The organism is Cellulomonas olei, assembly GCF_039548315.1.
GTDB lineage: Bacteria > Actinomycetota > Actinomycetes > Actinomycetales > Cellulomonadaceae > Cellulomonas.
In genome coordinates this window covers 23108-41559 of sequence record NZ_JBCLVN010000011.1, presented here as the reverse complement: position 1 = coordinate 41559, position 18452 = coordinate 23108, and the positions used below count along the sequence as shown (strand labels likewise).

Annotated in this window: 14 protein-coding genes; 6 read left to right on the top strand and 8 right to left on the bottom strand. The window is 79.4% G+C overall.

What is annotated here, in order from left to right:
- Positions 1-10: 10 nt before the first annotated feature.
- From AAHH18_RS05610 to AAHH18_RS05585, 6 genes are all read right to left on the bottom strand, one after another.
- The gene (locus tag AAHH18_RS05610) at positions 11-892 is read right to left on the bottom strand and encodes a manganese catalase (protein ID WP_343300884.1); all 882 of its coding nucleotides are present in this window, start codon (positions 890-892) and stop codon (positions 11-13) included.
- A 207-nt stretch (positions 893-1099) separates the two neighbouring features.
- Entirely contained in the window at positions 1100-3817 is a 2718-nt protein-coding gene (locus tag AAHH18_RS05605) for a hypothetical protein (protein ID WP_343300883.1), read from the bottom strand.
- On the bottom strand, positions 3814-7032 hold the full coding sequence (locus tag AAHH18_RS05600) for a hypothetical protein (RefSeq protein WP_343300882.1): 3219 nt from the start codon (positions 7030-7032) through the stop codon (positions 3814-3816). Before AAHH18_RS05600 ends, AAHH18_RS05605 begins: the two co-directional genes overlap by 4 nt.
- Positions 7029-7709: an ABC transporter ATP-binding protein gene (locus AAHH18_RS05595; protein WP_343300881.1), complete on the bottom strand. Its 681-nt coding sequence runs from the start codon at positions 7707-7709 to the stop codon at positions 7029-7031. Before AAHH18_RS05595 ends, AAHH18_RS05600 begins: the two co-directional genes overlap by 4 nt.
- Positions 7706-8635: an ABC transporter ATP-binding protein gene (locus AAHH18_RS05590; RefSeq protein WP_283320415.1), complete on the bottom strand. Its 930-nt coding sequence runs from the start codon at positions 8633-8635 to the stop codon at positions 7706-7708. Before AAHH18_RS05590 ends, AAHH18_RS05595 begins: the two co-directional genes overlap by 4 nt.
- A gap of 65 nt (positions 8636-8700) precedes the next feature.
- Positions 8701-9162 carry a hypothetical protein gene (locus AAHH18_RS05585; RefSeq protein WP_343300880.1) on the bottom strand — a complete coding sequence of 154 codons (462 nt, stop codon included), beginning with the start codon at positions 9160-9162 and terminating at the stop codon, positions 8701-8703.
- Positions 9163-9333: 171 nt separating this feature from the next.
- On the opposite strand from AAHH18_RS05585, the gene dinB reads away from it, so the two are divergent.
- The 6 genes from dinB to AAHH18_RS05555 all read left to right on the top strand — a co-directional run bounded on the left by dinB (position 9334) and on the right by AAHH18_RS05555 (position 14998).
- Entirely contained in the window at positions 9334-10515 is a 1182-nt protein-coding gene (dinB, locus tag AAHH18_RS05580; protein WP_343300969.1) for a DNA polymerase IV, read from the top strand.
- Between the two features lie 130 nt (positions 10516-10645).
- A complete protein-coding gene (locus AAHH18_RS05575) occupies positions 10646-11296 on the top strand; it encodes a PAS and ANTAR domain-containing protein (protein ID WP_343300879.1) in 651 nt (216 codons plus the stop codon).
- A 67-nt stretch (positions 11297-11363) separates the two neighbouring features.
- Positions 11364-12293 (top strand): UbiA family prenyltransferase, encoded by a 930-nt coding sequence (locus AAHH18_RS05570; protein WP_343300878.1) that lies wholly within the window; start codon positions 11364-11366, stop codon positions 12291-12293.
- 73 nt (positions 12294-12366) lie between these two features.
- Entirely contained in the window at positions 12367-13434 is a 1068-nt protein-coding gene (locus AAHH18_RS05565) for a type III polyketide synthase (RefSeq protein WP_343300877.1), read from the top strand.
- Entirely contained in the window at positions 13431-13961 is a 531-nt protein-coding gene (locus AAHH18_RS05560) for an isoprenylcysteine carboxyl methyltransferase family protein (protein ID WP_283320420.1), read from the top strand. The genes AAHH18_RS05565 and AAHH18_RS05560 overlap by 4 nt, the downstream gene beginning before the upstream one ends.
- Positions 13958-14998 carry an NAD(P)/FAD-dependent oxidoreductase gene (locus tag AAHH18_RS05555; RefSeq protein ID WP_343300876.1) on the top strand — a complete coding sequence of 347 codons (1041 nt, stop codon included), beginning with the start codon at positions 13958-13960 and terminating at the stop codon, positions 14996-14998. Before AAHH18_RS05560 ends, AAHH18_RS05555 begins: the two co-directional genes overlap by 4 nt.
- A gap of 124 nt (positions 14999-15122) precedes the next feature.
- Here the strand turns inward: AAHH18_RS05555 and AAHH18_RS05550 are convergent, their stop codons facing one another.
- Positions 15123-17270 carry an iron ABC transporter permease gene (locus tag AAHH18_RS05550; RefSeq protein WP_343300875.1) on the bottom strand — a complete coding sequence of 716 codons (2148 nt, stop codon included), beginning with the start codon at positions 17268-17270 and terminating at the stop codon, positions 15123-15125.
- A gap of 10 nt (positions 17271-17280) precedes the next feature.
- Positions 17281-18276, bottom strand: a complete 996-nt coding sequence (locus AAHH18_RS05545; RefSeq protein WP_343300874.1) for an iron-siderophore ABC transporter substrate-binding protein — start codon at positions 18274-18276, stop codon at positions 17281-17283.
- Positions 18277-18452: the final 176 nt, after the last annotated feature.

Below are 18452 nucleotides of genomic sequence, written 5' to 3'. Positions count from 1 at the left end.
ACGTGCTCCTTCACTCGCTCTTGAGGGTGTCCTTGAGCTTCCCCGTGGCCTTCTCCAGGAGGTTGGGCTGCGGGGTCGTGCCGAAGAGCCGGGGGTCCGGCTGCGTGGGCGGGGGCATGGGCACGCCCGCCGGCGGCTCCGGCACGTAGGTGAACTCCCCGAGGCCGTCCGGGGTCGGGCCGGAGGCCCAGGAGCCCTCGCCCGCCTGGGCGCCGTCGGAGAAGTTGATGTACTGGTACGCCACGTCGCGGTCCTCCTGCCCGAGGGGGAAGCTGCTCGGCACGGGGAGCCCCTCGAGGCCCTCCTCCTGGAGCTCGCGCGCCGCCGCGATCCACTGGTTCTGGTGCATGGTGTCCCGCGCCAGCAGGAACGCGAGCAGGTCGCGGACGCCGTGGTCGTCGGTCATGTGGTAGAGCCGGGCGACCTGCACGCGGCCCTGCATCTCGGCGTTCGCGTTGGCCGTGAAGTCGGCGAGCAGGTTCCCGCTGGCGGTGACGTAGCCCGCGCTCCAGGGGTTGCCCATGCTGTCCACCGGGCGGGCGCCGGCGCCCGCCACGATGGCGTGCTGCAGGTCGGTGCCGCCGAGGACGGCCGCGACCGTGGGGTCGTCCTGCACGGCGTCCTCGGTGACGCCGACCGGCGCCTTCTCGAGCAGCTGGGCGATCATCGTGGCGAGCATCTCGACGTGGCCGAACTCCTCGGCGCCGATGCCGTAGAGCAGGTCGCGGTACTTGCCGGGCAGGTGGGTGTTCCAGGACTGGAACCCGTACTGCATCGCGACCGTGATCTCGCCGTACTGCCCGCCCAGCACCTCCTGGAGCTTGCGGGCGTACACGGCGTCCGGGCGGTCGGGCTTGGCCTGGTGCTGGAGCTCTTGGCGGTGGAAGAACATCGCGACCTCCGCGCCTCTGCGGGCGCTGGTTCGTGCGGGAGCGGTCACCGCGGTCGCGAGGGCGGGGCCGTCCGGCGTCCGCCCCCGGGGACCGGGGATGGCGCCGACGGGCTTCCTCCGCCGGTGCTGTCGGCGGACCTGCCGGCCCGCCGTGCCCGACGCTAGGTCAGCGCCCGAGGTCCCGCCACACGGCGGCGTCCCCGCAGGTCACGGCTCCGGGATCCGCAGGGAGGCCCCCACGCGGTGGGCGCGCGAGCCCGCCTGCTCGGCGACGGCGAGCACCACGACCGCCACGACGACGGCCGCGGTGGACAGGCACGCCGCGCCGAGCAGCCGGCCCAGGGTCGCGCGCACGGTCTCCCCGCCGACGACGACCGACGCCGCCAGCAGGCCGCCGCCCGCCCCGAGCACGGCCGCCGTCGCCGCGGCCGGCAGCAGCTCGGCCACCGCCACGGCCCGCGCCCCGCGGTCGCCGAGGCCGAGCGTCCGGAGGGTGTCCAGCGCCCGCCGCCGCGCCGGTCCTCCCGCTGCGGCGGCCTGCAGCGCGGCCACGACGGTCAGCACGAGCAGCAGCGCCGCCGCGACCGCGGCCACGCCCAGCCGGGCGCGCAGCAGGACGCCAGAGGTCACGTCGGCCAGCACGTCGGCCCGCACGACGACGTCCGACCCCGGGGGCGGCGGGGTGTCGCGCACCGCGTCCGCGGCGCCGGGGCCCGTGAGCCAGGCCGCGTCCGGGGACCCCGCGTCCGCCAGCGCGGCGGGGTCGACCGCCACGGTCGGCCGGCCCGCCCCGCCGGCCGCGCCCGGCGCACCCGCGGACGGCACCGGCACGTCGAGGCCCTCCAGGGTCCGGTCGGCGCCCCACAGGCCGGCCACGGTGACCGTCCCGACGACGGTGCCACCGCCCGGCCCGGCTCCGTCCGCCCGCGCGGCCGCGGCGAGCCGCTCCAGGTCCGCGGGCGGGGCGACGAGCACCCGGACGCGCTGCCGGCCCTGCTCCGTGGCGGCCGGCACGTCGTCCTCGACCCGTGCGGCGGCCACCGCCGTGACACCCGGGGCCGTCGCCCAGACGGCCGCCGCCTCCGCCAGGTCCGACCCGGGCGCGGCGCGGACGGCGACGTCACCGCCGACGGAGGTCCACGACGCCACGACGGCGTCCCGCCGGGTGCCGGCGCCCACGGCGCACGCGACGACGACGAGCGCGGCGCACAGCGTCAGGCAGACCACCGCCGCCGGCGCTGCGCCCGCCTCCCGGGCGCGGGCCAGCCCGAGGACGGGGACGGCGCCGCGGGACCGCGCGACGAGCGGCCCCGCCGCGCGCAGCAGCAGCGGGACGACCCGCGCCACGACCACGGCCGCCACACCCGCGACGAGCGGCGCGGCGGCCGCGGCGAGCAGGTCCGTCCCGCCGTCGCGGTGGGCGGCCACCGCGAGCACCGCGGCGACGAGCAGAGCCCCCTCCGCCGCCAGGCGGCGACCGCCCGCCGTGGCACCGCGTGCCGACGTGCCGCCGCCGGGCCCGGACGGCCCGGCCCGGCGGTGGACCAGCCGCCGACCCGCCGCGCCGGTGGCGTCGCGCGGGGGGTCACCCGCCGAACGGGCGACCAGCAGCCCGGCCACCGGGCTCGCCAGGACCGCCACCGCCGCCGGCACCAGCGCCGCCGCGCCCAGGTCCCCCGGGACGACGGCCGCGGCGAGCGCGACGCCTGCCGCAGAGCCCGCCGCCGCGACCAGCGCCGCCTCCGTGCCGAGCTCGACGAGCGTCGCGGGCAGGGCCGACCCCCGTGCGCGCCGGAGCACGAGGTCCGGCTCCCGCCGCCGCGCGAGCACACGTGCGGCGAGCACCAGCAGCGCGGACGTCCCGGCGCCCACGGCGACGCCCAGGGCGAGCGTCTGCGCCCGGGCCGCGTCGACGTCCGCACGCACCCGCCCCAGCACGTCGTCGAGGCCCGTGAACAGGCTGCTGCTGGACGCGGCCTGCCCGAGCGCGGCCGGTGCGGCCTGCACGGCCGGCAGCTCGGCGAGCAGCCGGTCCGCGCGCTGCGCCGACAGCGCGCCCGCGGTCACCGGGAGGCGTACGACGCGCTGCACGTCGCGCGGGCCGACGGCCGCCAGCCCGTCGCGCAGCGACGCGTCCGAGAGGAGGGCGGCGACCTGGGTGGTGGTGGCCGGCCCCTGCCGCGTCACCCGTGGCCGCAGCACCTCGGGGGCGTCGACCCACCGCACGGGCGCGTCGGTGCCGGCCGGCCGGAACACCCCGGTGACCCGCAGCGTCAGGTCCGTTCCGTCCGCGCCGCTCAGCACCAGCGCCGACCCGGGCACGGCGCCGAGCACCGCCGCGGTCTCCTGCGACAGGGCCACCTCGGGGTCGCCCTCCGGCGCGTGCTCCGGGGACCGGCCCGACACCCAGGCGACCTGCGTCCCCGCCTGCCAGGCGAGGCGGACCGACGTCTCACCCGTGGGCCCCGGGGCGTCCCCGGGCCGCTCCCCCGCCACCTCCTGGAGGCGCAGCGCCCGCGACACCTCGGTGGTGAGCGGGTCACCCAGCACGGGACCGAACGTGGTCAGCGCGGCGGTGCGCACCGCGGCGGCGACGTCCGCGGCGGTCCCGGCGGGCTCGCGGTCCAGGCCGCCGTCGGCCCCCTCGTAGCCGACCGGACCGCTGAGGACCAGGTCGGCGTCCCGTCCCGCGTCCGCCACCGCGGTGCGGACGGCTTCGTCCTCGACCCGCGCGACCACCCGCGGCGCCGCCGCGGCCACAGCGGTGCCCACCGCGACGAGCAGCGCGAGCAGGAGCAGCGGCCCGGCCTGGGCCAGGGACCGTCGCGGGAGGGTGTGCAGGTCCGTGCCCGCCGCCCGGCGACGCCCGGGGGCGCGGGACCACGTCCGCGGCGCACCGGTGCGTGCGCGGTGCCGGGCCGTCACGCCGCGTCCCCGACCCGCAGGTGCGAGGCCGTGGCCCGCCGGACCAGCGCGCGCACCACGGGCAGCGTCACCACCGTCGCCCCGACGACGAGCGCGGCGAGCACGGGGCCCTGCACCGCCCACGGCCACACGACGACCGGGGGCGGCACGGGCGCCCCGCCGGACGCGGTGACGGTCAGGGCGGGAGCGAGCAGCCACGCCGTGGCCGCCCCGACCGCCGCCCCGGCCGCGACGCCCAGCACGTCCAGGACGGCGTGCTGGGCGGTGTGCGTGGCGGCGACCGCTCTCGGCGCCGCGCCGAGGGCGAGCAGGCGGGCGACCTCCGGCCCCCGGTCGTCGGCGGAGCCCGCGGCGTGCAGCACCGCGCCCACGAGGGCGAGCAGCACCGCGGCGCCGACGAGGAGGGCGAGCGCGGCGCCCACCGCAGCCTGCTGCGGCCCGTCGCGGAGCGCCGCCGCGACCTCGGCGCGCACCGTCACGTCGGCGCCCTGGTCCCGCAGGGCGGCGGCGGCGCCGGGCGCGGCCCCGTCGACCCACCAGCCGTCCACCAGCGTCGCCGTCTCCGCCTGCGCGAGGGCGGCCCGGGACAGCGCGTCGAGGTCCGCCAGCACGGCGGGGCCCTCCGGGGCGCCCGGCAGGTACGGCGCCACGCCGACGACCCGGGCGGGCACCGGCGTCCGGCCGACCAGCACCTCCAGCAGGTCACCCGCCCGCAACGACGAGCCCGACGCGAGGTCCTGGCTCACGAGCACCGGCAGCGCACCGGGCCGCGGGAACCCGCTCAGCACCAGGTCGGCGGGGCCGGCCGCCGCCGCGACGAGGTCGAGCGTCGCCCCCGCCTGCAGGCCCTCCCGGTCGACGGTCACGGACGACGTCGGCAGCGCGAGCGCGGAGGCCGTGGTCGGGGCCGCGCCCCAGGCGGCCCCGACCCCGCCGCCCGTCGCGGGGGCGTCCCACCCCAGGTGCACCCGGACCTGCGCCGGCGCCGCGCCCGACTCCGGGAGCGGCGCGTCGGCCCGCAGGTGGAGCAGCACGGCGGCCAGGGCACCGTTCCCGGAGGGCACGGCCGACGATGCGCGCCCCGGTGCCGCCGTGGGGACCAGCTCGTGGGTGCGGCCGTCGAGCGGCACCTCCTCGGTGCCCACCGCGGTGCGCACGCCCTGCTCGTCCTGCAGCACCAGCGTCACGGCAGCCGTGACCGGCACCACGCCGTCGGCGGTGCCCTCCAGCCGGAGCCCGACGGCCCCGCCCGCCTCCCCGAGCGCCAGGGTCGGCGCGGGGCTCCCCGGCGGGAGGCCGGCGGTCAGGTCGCGCCAGCGCGCCCCGTCCGGCAACCGGCCGTGCAGCGGGGCGTCGCGCGCCACGGCCAGCAGGCGGGTGGGCGCCTCGCCCGAGCCGGCGCCCACCAGGGTCCCGAGCGCGGTGACGCGGTCCACGGCCGGCAGGGCCGCCACCCCGCCGGCGGCGCGCACGGCCTCCCCCTGCTCCGCCGGCGTCCCGGCGAGGCCGGACGCCACCAGCTCGGCCGGGACCCGGACCTCGGCCTGCTCCCCCTGGGAGCGCACCGCCGTGGCCCACCACGACGTCCCGAAGGTGCCGCCCGCCGCCGCCAGCACCAGCAGCAGCACCGCCGCCGCCGGGCGCGGCCGGCGGGCCACGTCCAGCGCCGCGAGCGGCAGCACGAACCGGCGCGACCGCCGGGCCGACCGCTCCGCGCCGCGGGCCAGGAGCGGCACCGCGCGCAGCGCGAGCACCGACAGCGCCACGAGGCACAGGACCGGTGCGAGCGTGCGGAGCGCGTCCGACGTCCCGCCGCGCAGCCGCAGCACGACCACGGCGGCCAGCGCGACCAGCAGCAGGTCGGCGCCCGTGCGCGCGAACCGGCGCACGCCCTCGGCCCGGTGCGACGCCGCGGCGCCCGCGGTCGGCGCGCACAGCGCGAGCAGCAGCGCGAGCGCCCCCGCGGCGACGGTGCCGAGCAGGACGCCCGGGGGCGCCCCGACGGGTGGCAGCACCGGCACCACGGCCGCGCCGACCGCGTACAGGCCGAGCGACGCCGGGACCGCGAGCACGGCCGCGACCAGCACCACCACGCCCGCCTCGGCCGTCGCCGCCCGCAGCAGCCACGCCCGGCCCGCGCCGCGGTCCGCCAGCAGCGCGCGCTCGCCCGCCCGGCGCGCGGCGAGCAGCCGGCCGGCGAGCAGCAGCGCGGCGACGGCGAGCACACCGCACAGCAGGCCCGCGACGGCCGCCGCGGCCCCGGTGACGCCGTGCTGCGTGACGGCCGCCCGCAGCACCGCCGGGAGGGTGGTCCGGACCACGACGCGGTCCGCGGTCTCGCCGAGCCCGTCCGCCAGCTCGGTGCGCACCCCGGCGACCCGCCCGGCGACGCGGCTCAGCGTGCCGGCGCCGGCGCCGGCCGCGTGCGGGTGCACCGCCACCGCGACCGGTCCGGTGCCGGCCTCCCCGAGGACCCCGGCTGCCGCCCCCGGGGCGACGACCAGCGGCCCGTAGGCGGGCGACGTGCGGCGGTCCTGCGTCCCGGGGCGCCCGTGGTCCGGGTCGGCGCCCGCGCCGGCGAGCAGGTCGCGGGTCCACGGCGTCGCGTCACCGCCGGCACCCCGTGGCGCGTAGACGCCCGACACCCGGACGGCGAGCGCGGCGTCCGGCGCCGAGTCCGCGGACGGCCCGAGGCGGAGCACGTCGCCGACCGCCAGGCCGAGCGCCTCCGCCGCCGCGCGGGGCACGGCGACCGGCACCGGGCCGTCCGCGCCGCCCACCGCGCCGCCCGGCCACGTGCCCTCGACCAGGCGGGCGACGTCCTCGACCCCGGGAGCGTCCGCGAGGTACGCGAACGCCGGCCCGTCGGGGGGCGGCCCGTCGGACGCCGGCACCTCCTCGAGCGCCAGCAGCGGCGTCTCCGACCACACGGAGGAGTCCGCGGCCAGCGGCTCGAGCGCCCCCTCGAGCAGCGCCACCGCCCGGGCGGCCACGGCGGCGGCGTCCTCCCCGGGTGCCGGGTCGACCCGCGCCTGCACGGCGGTGGCGCCGGGCGGCGCGCCGGCGAGCGCGGCGTCCAGGGCGCCCGCCCGACCGGGCCCGAGCAGCAGGGCGCACGTGCCGAGCACGGTCAGCGCGACGAGGGCCGTCGCCGTGACCGCGAGCAGCAGGCCGGCCTGCGCCCGGGCACGGCGCAGCAGCAGCGCGAACGTCATGCCGGGGCCAGGCGGCCGTCGACCAGCCGCACCGCCCGGTCCGCCAGCCCGATCATCACCGGGTCGTGCGTGGACACCAGCGCCGCCATGCCCTCGGCCTCCACGACGGCACGGATCAGGGCCATGACTGCCAGCCCGGTCTCGCTGTCGAGCTGCCCGGTCGGCTCGTCGGCGATGAGCAGCCGCGGCGACCCGGCGAGCGCCCGGGCCAGCGCGACCCGCTGCTGCTGGCCGCCCGAGAGCTCGTCGGGGCGCAGGGCGGCGTGGCCCTCGAGCCCGACCAGCCGCAGCAGCAGCTCCACCCGGCGCTCGCGGTCCGCCACGGGCAGCGCCCGCAGGCGCAGCGGCACGGCGACGTTCTCCGCGGCGCTGAGCACCGGGACCAGCCCGAAGGTCTGGAACACGAACGCCACGACGTCCCGCCGCAGCCGCACCTGACCCGCGCGGTCCAGCGTGGACAGGTCGGTGCCGTCCACGTGGACGGAGCCGGCGTCCGGCCGGTCGAGCCCGCCGACGAGGTTCAGCAGCGTCGTCTTGCCGGATCCCGACCGCCCGACCAGGGCCACGAGCTCCCCGGGGGCCACGTCCAGGTCGACGCCGCGCAGGGCGTGGACCGCGGCGTGGCCGGTGCCGTACGTGCGCCGGACGTCGCGCACGCGCACGAGCGGTGCCGTCATGCGCCACCCTGCCGGGGGCGGTCGGGGCGGACCGACACGTGGTCGGCCTCGAGCGCCAGCCGGACCCGTCGGGTCAGGTCCAGCGCCTCCCGGTACTCCCGGGGCACCTGCACGCGGCCGGCCCGGTCCATCACCGCGTACTCCTCGGCGACGTCGCCCTGCTCCGCGTCGCGTCGGCGCAGCACCTCGCTGCTGGTGCGGCCGTCGCGGATGGCGACGGTGCGCTCGACCTGGCCGCTGACCCCGGGGTCGTGCGTGACGACGACGACCGCCGCGCCGGCGTCGGACCGCGCGGCGCGCAGCACCTCCAGCACCTCCTGGCCGGTCGCGGTGTCGAGCTCGCCCGTCGGCTCGTCGGCGAGCAGCAGGCGCGGGCCGTTCGCCAGCGCGACCGCGATCGCCACGCGCTGCTGCTCACCGCCCGACAGCTCGGCGGGACGCCGGTCAGCCGCGGACCGCAGCCCGACCAGGCCGAGCAGCTCGTCCGCGCGCCCGCGTGCCACGGGTCGCCGCCTGCCGGCGAGGGTGAGCGGCAGCATGACGTTCTGCCGCGCGGTCAGGTACGGGACGAGGTTCCGTGACGTCTGCTGCCGCACCGACCCGACGACGGTGCGGCGGTACGCGACGCGGTCCGCCCGCGACAGCGCTCCCAGGTCCCACCGCCCGACGCGCACCCGCCCGGCGGTGGGCACGTCGGCGGCCGACAGGATGCGCAGCAGCGTCGACTTGCCGGAGCCCGACGCGCCCACGACGGCGACCATCTCCCCCGCGTGGACCAGCAGGTCCAGGCCCTGCAGCGCCTGCACCTCGACGCCCCCGGTGCGGAACACGCGCACCACCGCGTCGCAGACCACGAGCGCGTCGCGCCCGAACTCCGCGGGCGCGCTCAGACGCGCACCGAGCTCCTCCACGACGCTGCGCTGCACGGGTGCCCCTCCTCGGACGCGACCCTGGATGCTAGCGCCGCCCGCGCCGTGTCGCGCAGGTGGCGTCACCCGGTCGGACCGGGCCGGGACTCGTGCCCCGGGCGGCCGTGCGTGCGGTTGCGCTCCTTGAGCTGGGACTCGTGGACGTGCCGGCGGCCGGCGACGAGCTCGTCCCGGACGCGGCGCTCGGCGTCGGCGAACGCCCGGTGGTAGCCGTCGTCGAAGTCCTCCACCACCTGGAACGTCCAACGCCCCGCGAGCACGTTGCGGCCGACCACCTCGGCGCGCACCTCCTCGGCGAGGTCGGGGTGACCCGCCGCCTCGAGCCGGTCCAGCGCCTCGGCCAGCTCCGCGTCCGCGCGCCCGATCAGCCGGTGGAACGCGTAGAGCATCCCGCGGGCGTGCTCGACGACCTCGAACGCGGCGGTCACTCCCCCGACCGCCTCGACCACCGCCTCGGGGACGCCGTCGGGCGGCAGGTGCGCGGCGTCGGGGCGGTCGGCGGCGGGGGCGTCGGGCTCGGCCATGCGCCCATCGTCGGCCGGGGCGCCGGGCCGTGCGACCCGGACCGCGCTCGTGTCGGTGGTCGGGTCGAGCATGGGCCCGTGTCCAGCCGTCCGGCCCGCCCCGCGCCCGGCGGAGCGCCGGGGCCACCCGTCGCCCCGCCGGCGGAGCCCGCGCCGCCGCGACGCGCCACGATCCTGCACGCCGACCTCGACGCGTTCTACGCCTCGGTGGAGCAGCGCGACGACCCGCGGCTGCGGGGACGGCCCGTCGCGGTGGGCGGCGGCGTGGTGCTGGCAGCCTCCTACGAGGCGAAGCGCCGCGGGGTCCGCACCGCCATGAGCGCGCGGCAGGCGAGGTCCCTGTGCCCGGGGCTCGTCGTCGTCCGGCCGCGGTTCGACGCCTACTCCGCCGCGAGCCGGGCGGTGTTCGCGATCTTCGAGGACACGACGCCCGCCGTGCAGGGCGTCTCGATCGACGAGGCGTTCCTCGACGTGCACGGCCTGCACCGGATCGACGCCCCGCCTCTCGCGCTCGCCGCGCGGGTCCGCGCCCGGGTGGCCCACGAGGTCGGCCTGCCGATCACCGTGGGGGTCGCGCGCACGCCGTTCCTCGCGAAGGTCGCGAGCCGCGTCGCCAAGCCGGACGGCCTGCTGCTGGTCGACCCGGCCGCCGAGGCGGCGTTCCTGCACCCGCTGCCGGTCGAGCTGCTGTGGGGCGTCGGCGAGGTGACGGCCGGCCGGCTGCGGGCGTACGGGCTGCGGACCGCCGGCGACGTCGCCGCGCTCCCGCGGGAGGTGCTCGTGGCCGCGCTCGGCCCAGCGCGCGGGCGCCACCTGCACGCCGTCGTGCACGGCGGCACGCCCGAGCGGCTCGAGACCGGCCGGCGCCGCGGCTCCGTCGGGGCGCAGCGGGCGCTCGGTCCCGGCCCGCACGCCCCCGACGACGTGCGCGCGGCGCTGCTCGGGCTGGTCGACCGGGTGTGCCGTCGCCTGCGCGCGGGGCACCGCCTCGCGCGGACCGTCGTGCTGCGGCTGCGGTTCGCGGACTACGGCACCGCGACCCGGTCGCGCTCGTTCCCCCACGCGACGTCCTCGGGCGCCGACCTCGCGGCCGCGGCCACCGCGCTGCTCGCGGACGCGGCCGGGCTGGTGCGGGAGCGGGGGCTCACCCTGGTCGGGGTGGCGCTCACGGGCCTCGAGCCGGACGACCACTGGCAGCCGACGCTCGACCTGGACGGCAGCGACCCGCGCGGGCTGGACGCCGCGGTGGACGCGGTGGCGCGCCGGTTCGGGGCGTCGGCGGTGGTGCGCGGCGCGCTCGTGCACCGCGGCACCGGGCTCGAGGTGCCGACGCTGCCCGACACCGGGGACTGAGCCCGGGGCCGGGTCGACGTCGGCCCCCCGGTGTCGCCGGAGGGCCGTCCCGCGTACCGTCGAGCGAGACCGCTCTCCCGGGTCGGGGACGTGCCCGGGGAGAACCGTGCCAGGGCAGGAGCGCGGAACCATGACCCACCCGACCGCCGTCGAGCACGCCCTCGCCGTGGGGACACCCGTCCGCTGCGGCGCCTACCGTCTGGACCTGACCACCGGCGCGTGGTGGTGGTCGGACCAGGTCTACGCCATCCACGGGTTCGCCCCGCACGAGGTCGTGCCGACGACCGAGCTGCTGCTCGCCCACAAGCACCCGGGCGACCGGGACCGCGTGGCCTGCACCCTCGACCCGGGGACCGGCCCCGGCGAGCCGTTCTCGTGCGTCCACCGCATCTGCGACGCGTCCGGGCACGAACGGCTGGTCGGCGTCGTCGGGGAGACCCAGGGCGGGCCGGACGGGGCCGCGGTCGCCGTGGGCGGCTACGTGACCGAGCTGACGGGCGTCGTCGACGACCACGCCCAGGCCGCCGCCACGGCGTCGATCGCCGCGGCGGCGCAGAGCAGGGCGGTCATCGACCAGGCGTGCGGCGCGGTCGCACTCGCCGGGCGCACGGACCCACGGACCGCGTTCCACCGGCTGCGGGTGGCGTCGAACGACGCGAACGTGCCCGTGCGGACGCTCGCCACCGCCATCGTCACCTCGCTGCCCGAGCTCGGCGGCGAGCCCGGGCGGCTCGTGGGGTTCCTCGACGCCCTGCTCGCGCCCACGCACCGCGCCGCCTGACGCCCCGGGGAGCGGGCGCCGCCCCGCCGGGGGACGATGGGCACCCGCCGCCGCGACGAGGAGCCCCATGCGCCAGCACGACGTGCCCCCGCGGGCCGGGCGCGCCGACGGGCGGCCGCCGGAGCCCGTCCCGCCCTCCAGCACGCCGTCCGTCCCGCCCTCCGCCGCGCCGTCCGCCACACGGCGCGCGACCGCGCTGCTCCGGGCGTGCCACCCCGCGCCGGCGGCGGCGGTCACGCTCTTCGCCGGGGCGTTCGCCGCCGGGGCCGCCGACGCGGGCCCGGGCCGGGCGCTGCTCGTCGCCGCCGCCGTGCTCGCGGGCCAGCTCTCCGTCGGGTGGTCGAACGACTGGATCGACGCGGCGCGGGACCGCGCGGTCGGGCGGGTGGGCAAGCCGGTGGTGTCCGGCGACGTCTCCCCCGCCGGGCTGCGCACCGCCGCGCTGGCGGCCGCCGCCGCGTGCGTGCTCCTGTCGGCCGCCCTCGGTGCCGTGCCGGGCGCGCTGCACGTCGGGCTCGTCGCCGTCGCCTGGGGGTACAACGCCGGTCTGAAGTCGACGGTGTGGTCCTGGGTGCCGTACGCCGTCGCGTTCGGCGGGCTGCCGTCGGTCGCGACGCTGGCCGTGGCGGACCCCGCACCGGCGCCGTGGTGGGTGACCGCGGGAGCGGCGGGGCTCGGCGTCGGCGCCCACCTCGCCAACGTGCTGCCCGACCTCGAGGACGACGCGGCGACCGGCGTGCACGGGCTGCCGCACCGGCTCGGGCGCCGCCGGACCGCGACCGGCGCCGCCGCGGTGCTGCTGGCGGCTGCGGCCGTCGTCGTCCTGGCCTCCCCCGGCACGCCCGGGGCAGGCGGGCTCCTGGCGCTCGCCGCCACCGCGGCGCTCGCGACGTCCGCCGCGGTGGTCGCGCTGCGCAGCCCGGCCAGCCGGTGGCCGTTCCGCGCGGCGATGCTCACCGCGGCAGTCGTCGTCGTGCTCCTGGTCGCGACCGGCTGACCGGCGCCGGGGCCGCCGGCGCCCCGCCCCGCCACCGGTCGCGAGCGCCCCTGCACGGGGGGAGGATCGCGCCATGTCCCGGATCCTCGCCGTCAGCCCGGCCCTCCCGCCGCACGCGTACCGCCAGGCCGAGATCACGGCGGAGATCGGCGGCCTGCTCACCCGGGACCCCGGGCGCCGGGCGCTGCTCGAGCGGGTCCAGGGATCGGCGGGGGTCGACACCCGGCACCTCGTGCTGCCGCTCGAGAAGTACGCCGGGCTCGGGTCGTTCGGGGAGGCGAACGACCTGTTCCTGCGCGAGGGGGCCGAGCTGGCCGCCGGCGCCGTGCTCGACGCCCTGCGGACGGCCGGGCTGCGGCCCGCGGACGTCGACCACCTGCTGTTCACGACCGTCACCGGCGTCTCCGCGCCGTCGCTCGACGCGCTGCTGGTGGAGCGGCTCGGGCTGCGACCGGACGTGCGGCGCTCGCCGTCCTTCGGGCTCGGCTGCGCGGGCGGAGCCGCGGGGCTCGCGCTCGCCCACGACCGGCTGACGGCCCACCCCGGCGACGTCGCCGTGCTGCTGTCCGTCGAGCTCTGCTCGCTGACGTTCCAGCAGGACGACGACTCGACGGCGAACCTCGTGGCCACCGGGCTGTTCGGCGACGGTGCCGCGGCCGCGGTCCTGGTGGGCGAGGAGCGTGCGGCCCGCGACGGCGTGGACGGTCCCCGGGTGGTCGGGTCGCGGAGCGTGCTGTACCCCGGCACCGCCGGGGACCTCGGCTGGCGCGTCGGCGAGCAGGGCCTGCGCATCGTGCTGTCGGGGGGCATGGCCGACACCGTCGCCGCGCACGTCTCGCAGGACGTCGACGCCCTGCTCGCGCCGCTCGGGGCGACCACCGCGGACGTCGCCCGCTGGGTCGTCCACCCGGGCGGCCCGCGCATCCTCGACGCCGTCGAGGACGCGCTCCGGCTGCCGCCCGAGGCGCTCGCCGTCAGCCGCGCGACGATGGCCCGCACGGGCAACCTGTCCTCCGCGGCCGTGCTGCACGTCCTGGCGGCGACTCCCCCGCCGGACGACGGCGGCCTCGGCGTGGTGCTGGCCTTCGGGCCGGGCGTCGGGGCGGAGCTGGTCGCGCTGCGCTGGGGGGCCGCGGCATGAGCTCGCTGGTGTGGTTCGACGTCCTCGTGGCGCTCACCGCGCTCGAGCGGCTCGCCGAGCTCGTCGTCTCGGCGCGCAACGCCCGCTGGTCCGTCGCCCGCGGGGGCGTCGAGTCGGGCCTCGGCCACTTCCCGGCGATGGTGGCGCTGCACACCGGGCTGCTCCTCGCGTGCGTGCTCGAGGCGCACCTCGCCGACCGCCCGTTCCTGCCGTGGCTCGGCTGGCCGGCGTTCGCGCTGGTCGTCGCCAGCCAGGCGCTGCGGTGGTGGTGCATCGCGACCCTCGGGCCGCGCTGGAACACGCGCGTGATCGTCGTGCCGGGGCTGCCGCTCGTCGCCGGCGGGCCGTACCGCTGGCTGCGCCACCCCAACTACGTCGCGGTGGTCGTGGAGGGCGTCGCGCTGCCGCTCGTCCACACGGCCTGGGTGACGGCGGTGGCGTTCACCGTGCTCAACGCGGTCCTGCTGCTGGGGTTCCGCATCCCCGCCGAGGAGCGGGCGCTCCGCCTGGCCGGCGAGCGCACGTGACCCCCGACGCCGACGTCCTCGTCGTCGGCGGCGGGCCGGTCGGGCTCGCCGCCGCGGTCGAGGCGCGGCTCGCCGGCCTGACCGCGCTGGTCGTCGAGCCGCGCCGCCCGCCCGTCGACAAGGCGTGCGGCGAGGGCCTCATGCCGCAGGCGGTCGGCGCCCTCGACCGGCTGGGGGTGCGGCCGCCGGGGCACCCGCTCGCGGGCATCGCGTACGTGCGGGACGCGCTGCGCGCCGAGCACCGGTTCGCGGGCGACCCGGGGCGCGGCGTGCGGCGGACGGTGCTGCACGGCGCGCTCGACCGGCGCGCGACCGAGCTCGCCGTGGCGCGGCACCCCGCGAAGGTGGTCGACGTGGACCAGGACCGTGCGGGCGTCACGGCGCGCTGCACCGACGGGCGCGAGGTCCGGGGCCGCTGGCTGCTGGGCTGCGACGGCCTGCACTCCGCGGTGCGCCGGCTCACCGGCCTCGAGGCCCCGCCGCCCCGGCGCCGGGTGCGGCGGTTCGGCGTCCGGCGCCACTACCGCGTGACGCCCTGGACCGATCTCGTCGAGGTCCACTGGGGCCGCCGGACCGAGGCGTACGTCACGCCCGTCGGGCCGGACCTGGTCGGGGTCGCGCTGCTCGGACCGTCCCCCATCGACGTCGACGACGAGCTCGCGGCGATGCCCCGGCTCGCCGAGCACCTCGAGGGGGCCCCGGTGGAGGCCGCGGACCGGGGGGCGGGGCCGCTGCGCCAGCGCACCCGGGCGCGCGCGTGCGACCGGGTGCTGCTGGTCGGCGACGCATCGGGCTACGTCGACGCGCTCACCGGCGAGGGCCTGCGCCTGGGGTTCGCCCAGGCCCGCGCCGCGATCACGCACCTCGACGACCCGGACGGCTACGAGCGGGCGTGGTCGGCCGCGACGCGCGACTACCGCCTGCTCACGTCCGCGCTCGTGGCCGCGGCGACGTCCCCGCTGCGCGGGGCGCTCGTGCCCGCTGCGGTCCGGCTGCCCCCGGTGTTCGCCGCCGCGGTCGAGCGGCTCGCGCGCTGAGGCACCGCGCCGGGCGGGCGCGCGCAGGGGCGGGCAGGGGCGGGCACTGCCCCGCCCCGCCGCGCGTTGCGACGGAGGCGCGGCGGCGCAGCGGCGCGGGTGGCGCACTGGCACAGCGGCGCGGTCAGCGCCGTGCGGTCGCCCGCATCCGCCACAGGAGCCACAGGAAGTACGGCGTGCCGACGACGGCCGTGACCAGGCCCGCCGGGAGCTGCGCCGGGGCGATCGCCGTCCGGCCCACCGTGTCGGCGACGCACACCAGCGTGGCGCCGAGGACGACCGTCATGGGCACCAGCCACCGGTGCCTGCGGCCGATCACCATCCGCGCCGCGTGCGGGGCGACCAGGCCCACGAACGCCACCGGGCCCATCGCCGCCGTGGCCGCGGCCGTCAGCAGCACGGCCACCGCGACGTGCAGGCGGCGCGACCGCGGCAGGTCCACGCCCAGCACCCGCGGGGTGACCTCGTCCACCTGCACGAGGTCCACGTCGCGGTGCGTGCGGGCCACGACCAGCCCCGCGGCGGCGAGGGCGACGACGAGCGGCACGATCTGCGGCACGCCCGCGCCGAACGTGGACCCCCCGAGCCACGTGATCGCGCGGTTCTGGTTCCACGGGTCGGTGCGGACCAGCAGCAGGGTCGTCACCGCGCTGGCGGCCGCACCGGTCCCGAGGCCGACGAGCACCAGGCGACCCGACGCCATGCCGCTGCCCGCGGTCGCGCCGAACACCAGCAGGCCGGCCAGCACCGCGCCGAGCACCGCCCCCGCGAACACCGCGGCGAAGGCGGGGCCGGGCACGGCGACGATCACGGCCACGGCGCCGAGCCCGGCGGCGTGCGCGATGCCGAGCACGCCGGGGTCGGCGAGCGGGTTACGGGTGACGGCCTGTACGAGCAGACCGGCCAGCGCCAGGCACGCACCGGCGAGCAGCGCGACCGCCACCCGGGGCACCCGCGAGTCCAGGACGATGTCGAGCCGCACCGACGCCCGGCCCGCGAGCCAGTTCTGCACGTCGCCCAGCAGCACCGTGGAGTCACCCAGCAGGACACCCGCCACCACGGCGGCGACCGCCAGCAGGACGGCGCCGCCGAGCAGGAGCGCGGGCGCCCGCCGCGCCAGCGCGCTGCCCGAGCGCAGGGTGACGAGCGTGTCGGGCTCGAGGGCGGCGCGCGCCCGGCGGGCGAGGAGCACCAGCGCGACCGCGCCGATGAGGCTCGTGACCACACCGGTCGGCACCGTCACGCCGCTGACCGGCCCGAAGAGCTGCCGCAGCGCCACGTCCGCCGTCAGCACCAGGGCCGTGCCGGCGACCGCGGCGGCCGGGATCAGCACCCGGTGGCGCGTCAGCGGGCGGACCCACGTGGCCAGCAGGCGCACGAGCAGCGGCGCGCACAGGCCGACGAACCCGATGGGTCCGGTCACGGCCACCGCGCACGTTGCGAGCAGCACCGCGAGCACGACACCGACCAGCCGCGTGCGCGCGACGTCGACCCCGAGCGACCGCGCCGCGTCGTCGCCGAGCTGCAGCAGGTCCAGGCGCCGCCCCAGGACGAGCAGGCCGACCAGGGCCGCGGCCGCGACCGGCGCGATGCTGCGGACGGTGCCCATGCCGTTCTGCCCGAGCGAGCCCGCTCCCCAGGCGAACAGCCCCTGCGTCTCCCACGGGAACAGCACCAGCAGGGCCTGCGTCACCGACGCGAGCCCCAGCGTGATGGCCGACCCCGCGAGCACCAGGCGCACCGGCGAGGCCGCCGGGCCCCCGGAGAGCCCGATCACGACCCCGGCCGCGGCCAGGCCGCCCGCGAACGCCACCGCGACACCCGGCAGCGCGCCCAGCGAGGCGCCCGCCACCGCCGCGACCGTCACCGCGAGGTGCGCTCCGGCGTTCACCGCGAGCGTGTCCGGCGCCGCGAGCGGGTTGCGCGCGATGCCCTGCAGCGCGGCGCCGGAGGCCCCGAGCGCGCAGCCGACCAGCACACCGGCCGCGAGCCGGGGCAGCCGCGACGCCGTGACCACCGCCGCGGCCTGGTCCAGGTCGCCCTGGCCCGTCAGCGCGCGCCACAGCTCGCCCACGGTGACGTCGGCTGTCCCCTGGGTCAGGTGCCACGCGGCGGCCACGACGAGCCAGGCCACGAGCAGGCCGAGAGCGACGCCGGTGCGGACCGGCTGACGCGGCGCGGCACCGCCGGGCCGGGCGGCGCCGTCCCCGCCCGGCAGCGGAGAGGGGACGGCGCCGCGCCGGGTGCCGGCGCGAGGTGGCGAGGTGGTCACGGCGCGGGCGTCACTCGGCGGTGAGCTGCGCGACGAGGTCGTCCGACCAGCCGGCCAGCGACTCGGGACCGCCGTATGCCCAGATCCCGACGCCCGCGCGGTGCACGTGGTCCCGCTGGACGAAGGGCAGCGACTGCCACACGGGGTTGTCGGCGAGCGTGGTCGCGACCACGTCGTCCTCGTCGTCGTTGCCCCAGTACAGGAAGCGGGTGTCCTCCGGCAGCGCCGTCAGCCCCTCGACGTCCACGTACGACAGGCCGTACGCGTCGTCGCCCGGGTCCTCCCAGGCGGCCGCCAGGCCCATCTCGTCCGCCACGGCCTGGAACGCCGTGCGCGGGCCGTGCATGCGGATGGTCACGTTCGCGCCCTCGGCGTACGGCGAGGCGAACACCACGGGCGTGCCCTCCAGGCCGGCGTCCGCGATCGCGGCCGCGTTCTCGTCGATGGTCGCCTGCGAGGCCGCCATGACGTCGTCCGCGGCGTCGTCCTGGCCGACGAGCGTCGCGATGCTCCGGAACGTCTGCTCGACGTAGCCGAGCGGGTCGGAGGCGTCGGCCCCGTCGAACAGGGCCACCGGGGCGATGCGCTCCATCTGCTCCATGGCCCCCTCGGGGATCGAGGAGGTCACGCCGACGATGAGGTCGGGCTCGAGCCCGGCGATCGCCTCGACCGACGGCTCGCCGCGGGTGCCGACGTCCTCGGGCTCGCCCTGCAGCGGCACGACGGTGCCGACCCAGGAGGTGTACCCGGCGACGTCTGCCGCGCCGACCGGCGTGACGCCGAGCGACGTCAGCATCTCGGTCTGCATCCACTCCAGGGACACGACGCGGGTCGCGGGGGCGTCGAGCTCGACGGTCTCACCGCGGTCGTCGGTGATGGACACCGGGCCGGAGGCGGCCGAGGTGCTCGGTGCGTCGGAGGCGGGCTCGTCGGTGGTGCCGCAGGCCGCCAGCAGGGCCAGCGCCCCCACGGCGGCCAGCGCCGTGAGCGTGCGTCGGGTGGTCATCGTTCCTCGTGTCTGCGCGGGTGGGATGGGCGCCCGCGCGTCGCGCCCCGGTGAGGCCGCGCCGGTGGCGCGGCGGTGGTCGTGGTGGTCGTGGTGGTCGAGGCCCCGGCGAGGCGTGGCCGTCGTGGGCCGGCCGCGGCTCCCGCCGGCCGTGGCCGCCCGGCAGGAGCGGCCCT

Bases quoted from the DNA above. Each gene is read 5' to 3' on its own strand.
- AAHH18_RS05610 (WP_343300884.1), bottom strand. From the start codon at position 892: ATGTTCTTCCACCGCCAAGAGCTCCAGCACCAGGCCAAGCCCGACCGC.
- AAHH18_RS05600 (WP_343300882.1), bottom strand. From the start codon at position 7,032: ATGACGTTCGCGCTGCTGCTGCGCCGTGCCCGGGCGCAGGCCGGCCTG.
- AAHH18_RS05595 (WP_343300881.1), bottom strand. From the start codon at position 7,709: ATGACGGCACCGCTCGTGCGCGTGCGCGACGTCCGGCGCACGTACGGC.
- AAHH18_RS05585 (WP_343300880.1), bottom strand. From the start codon at position 9,162: ATGGCCGAGCCCGACGCCCCCGCCGCCGACCGCCCCGACGCCGCGCAC.
- AAHH18_RS05575 (WP_343300879.1), top strand. From the start codon at position 10,646: ATGACCCACCCGACCGCCGTCGAGCACGCCCTCGCCGTGGGGACACCC.
- AAHH18_RS05570 (WP_343300878.1), top strand. From the start codon at position 11,364: ATGCGCCAGCACGACGTGCCCCCGCGGGCCGGGCGCGCCGACGGGCGG.
- AAHH18_RS05565 (WP_343300877.1), top strand. From the start codon at position 12,367: ATGTCCCGGATCCTCGCCGTCAGCCCGGCCCTCCCGCCGCACGCGTAC.
- AAHH18_RS05560 (WP_283320420.1), top strand. From the start codon at position 13,431: ATGAGCTCGCTGGTGTGGTTCGACGTCCTCGTGGCGCTCACCGCGCTC.
- AAHH18_RS05545 (WP_343300874.1), bottom strand. From the start codon at position 18,276: ATGACCACCCGACGCACGCTCACGGCGCTGGCCGCCGTGGGGGCGCTG.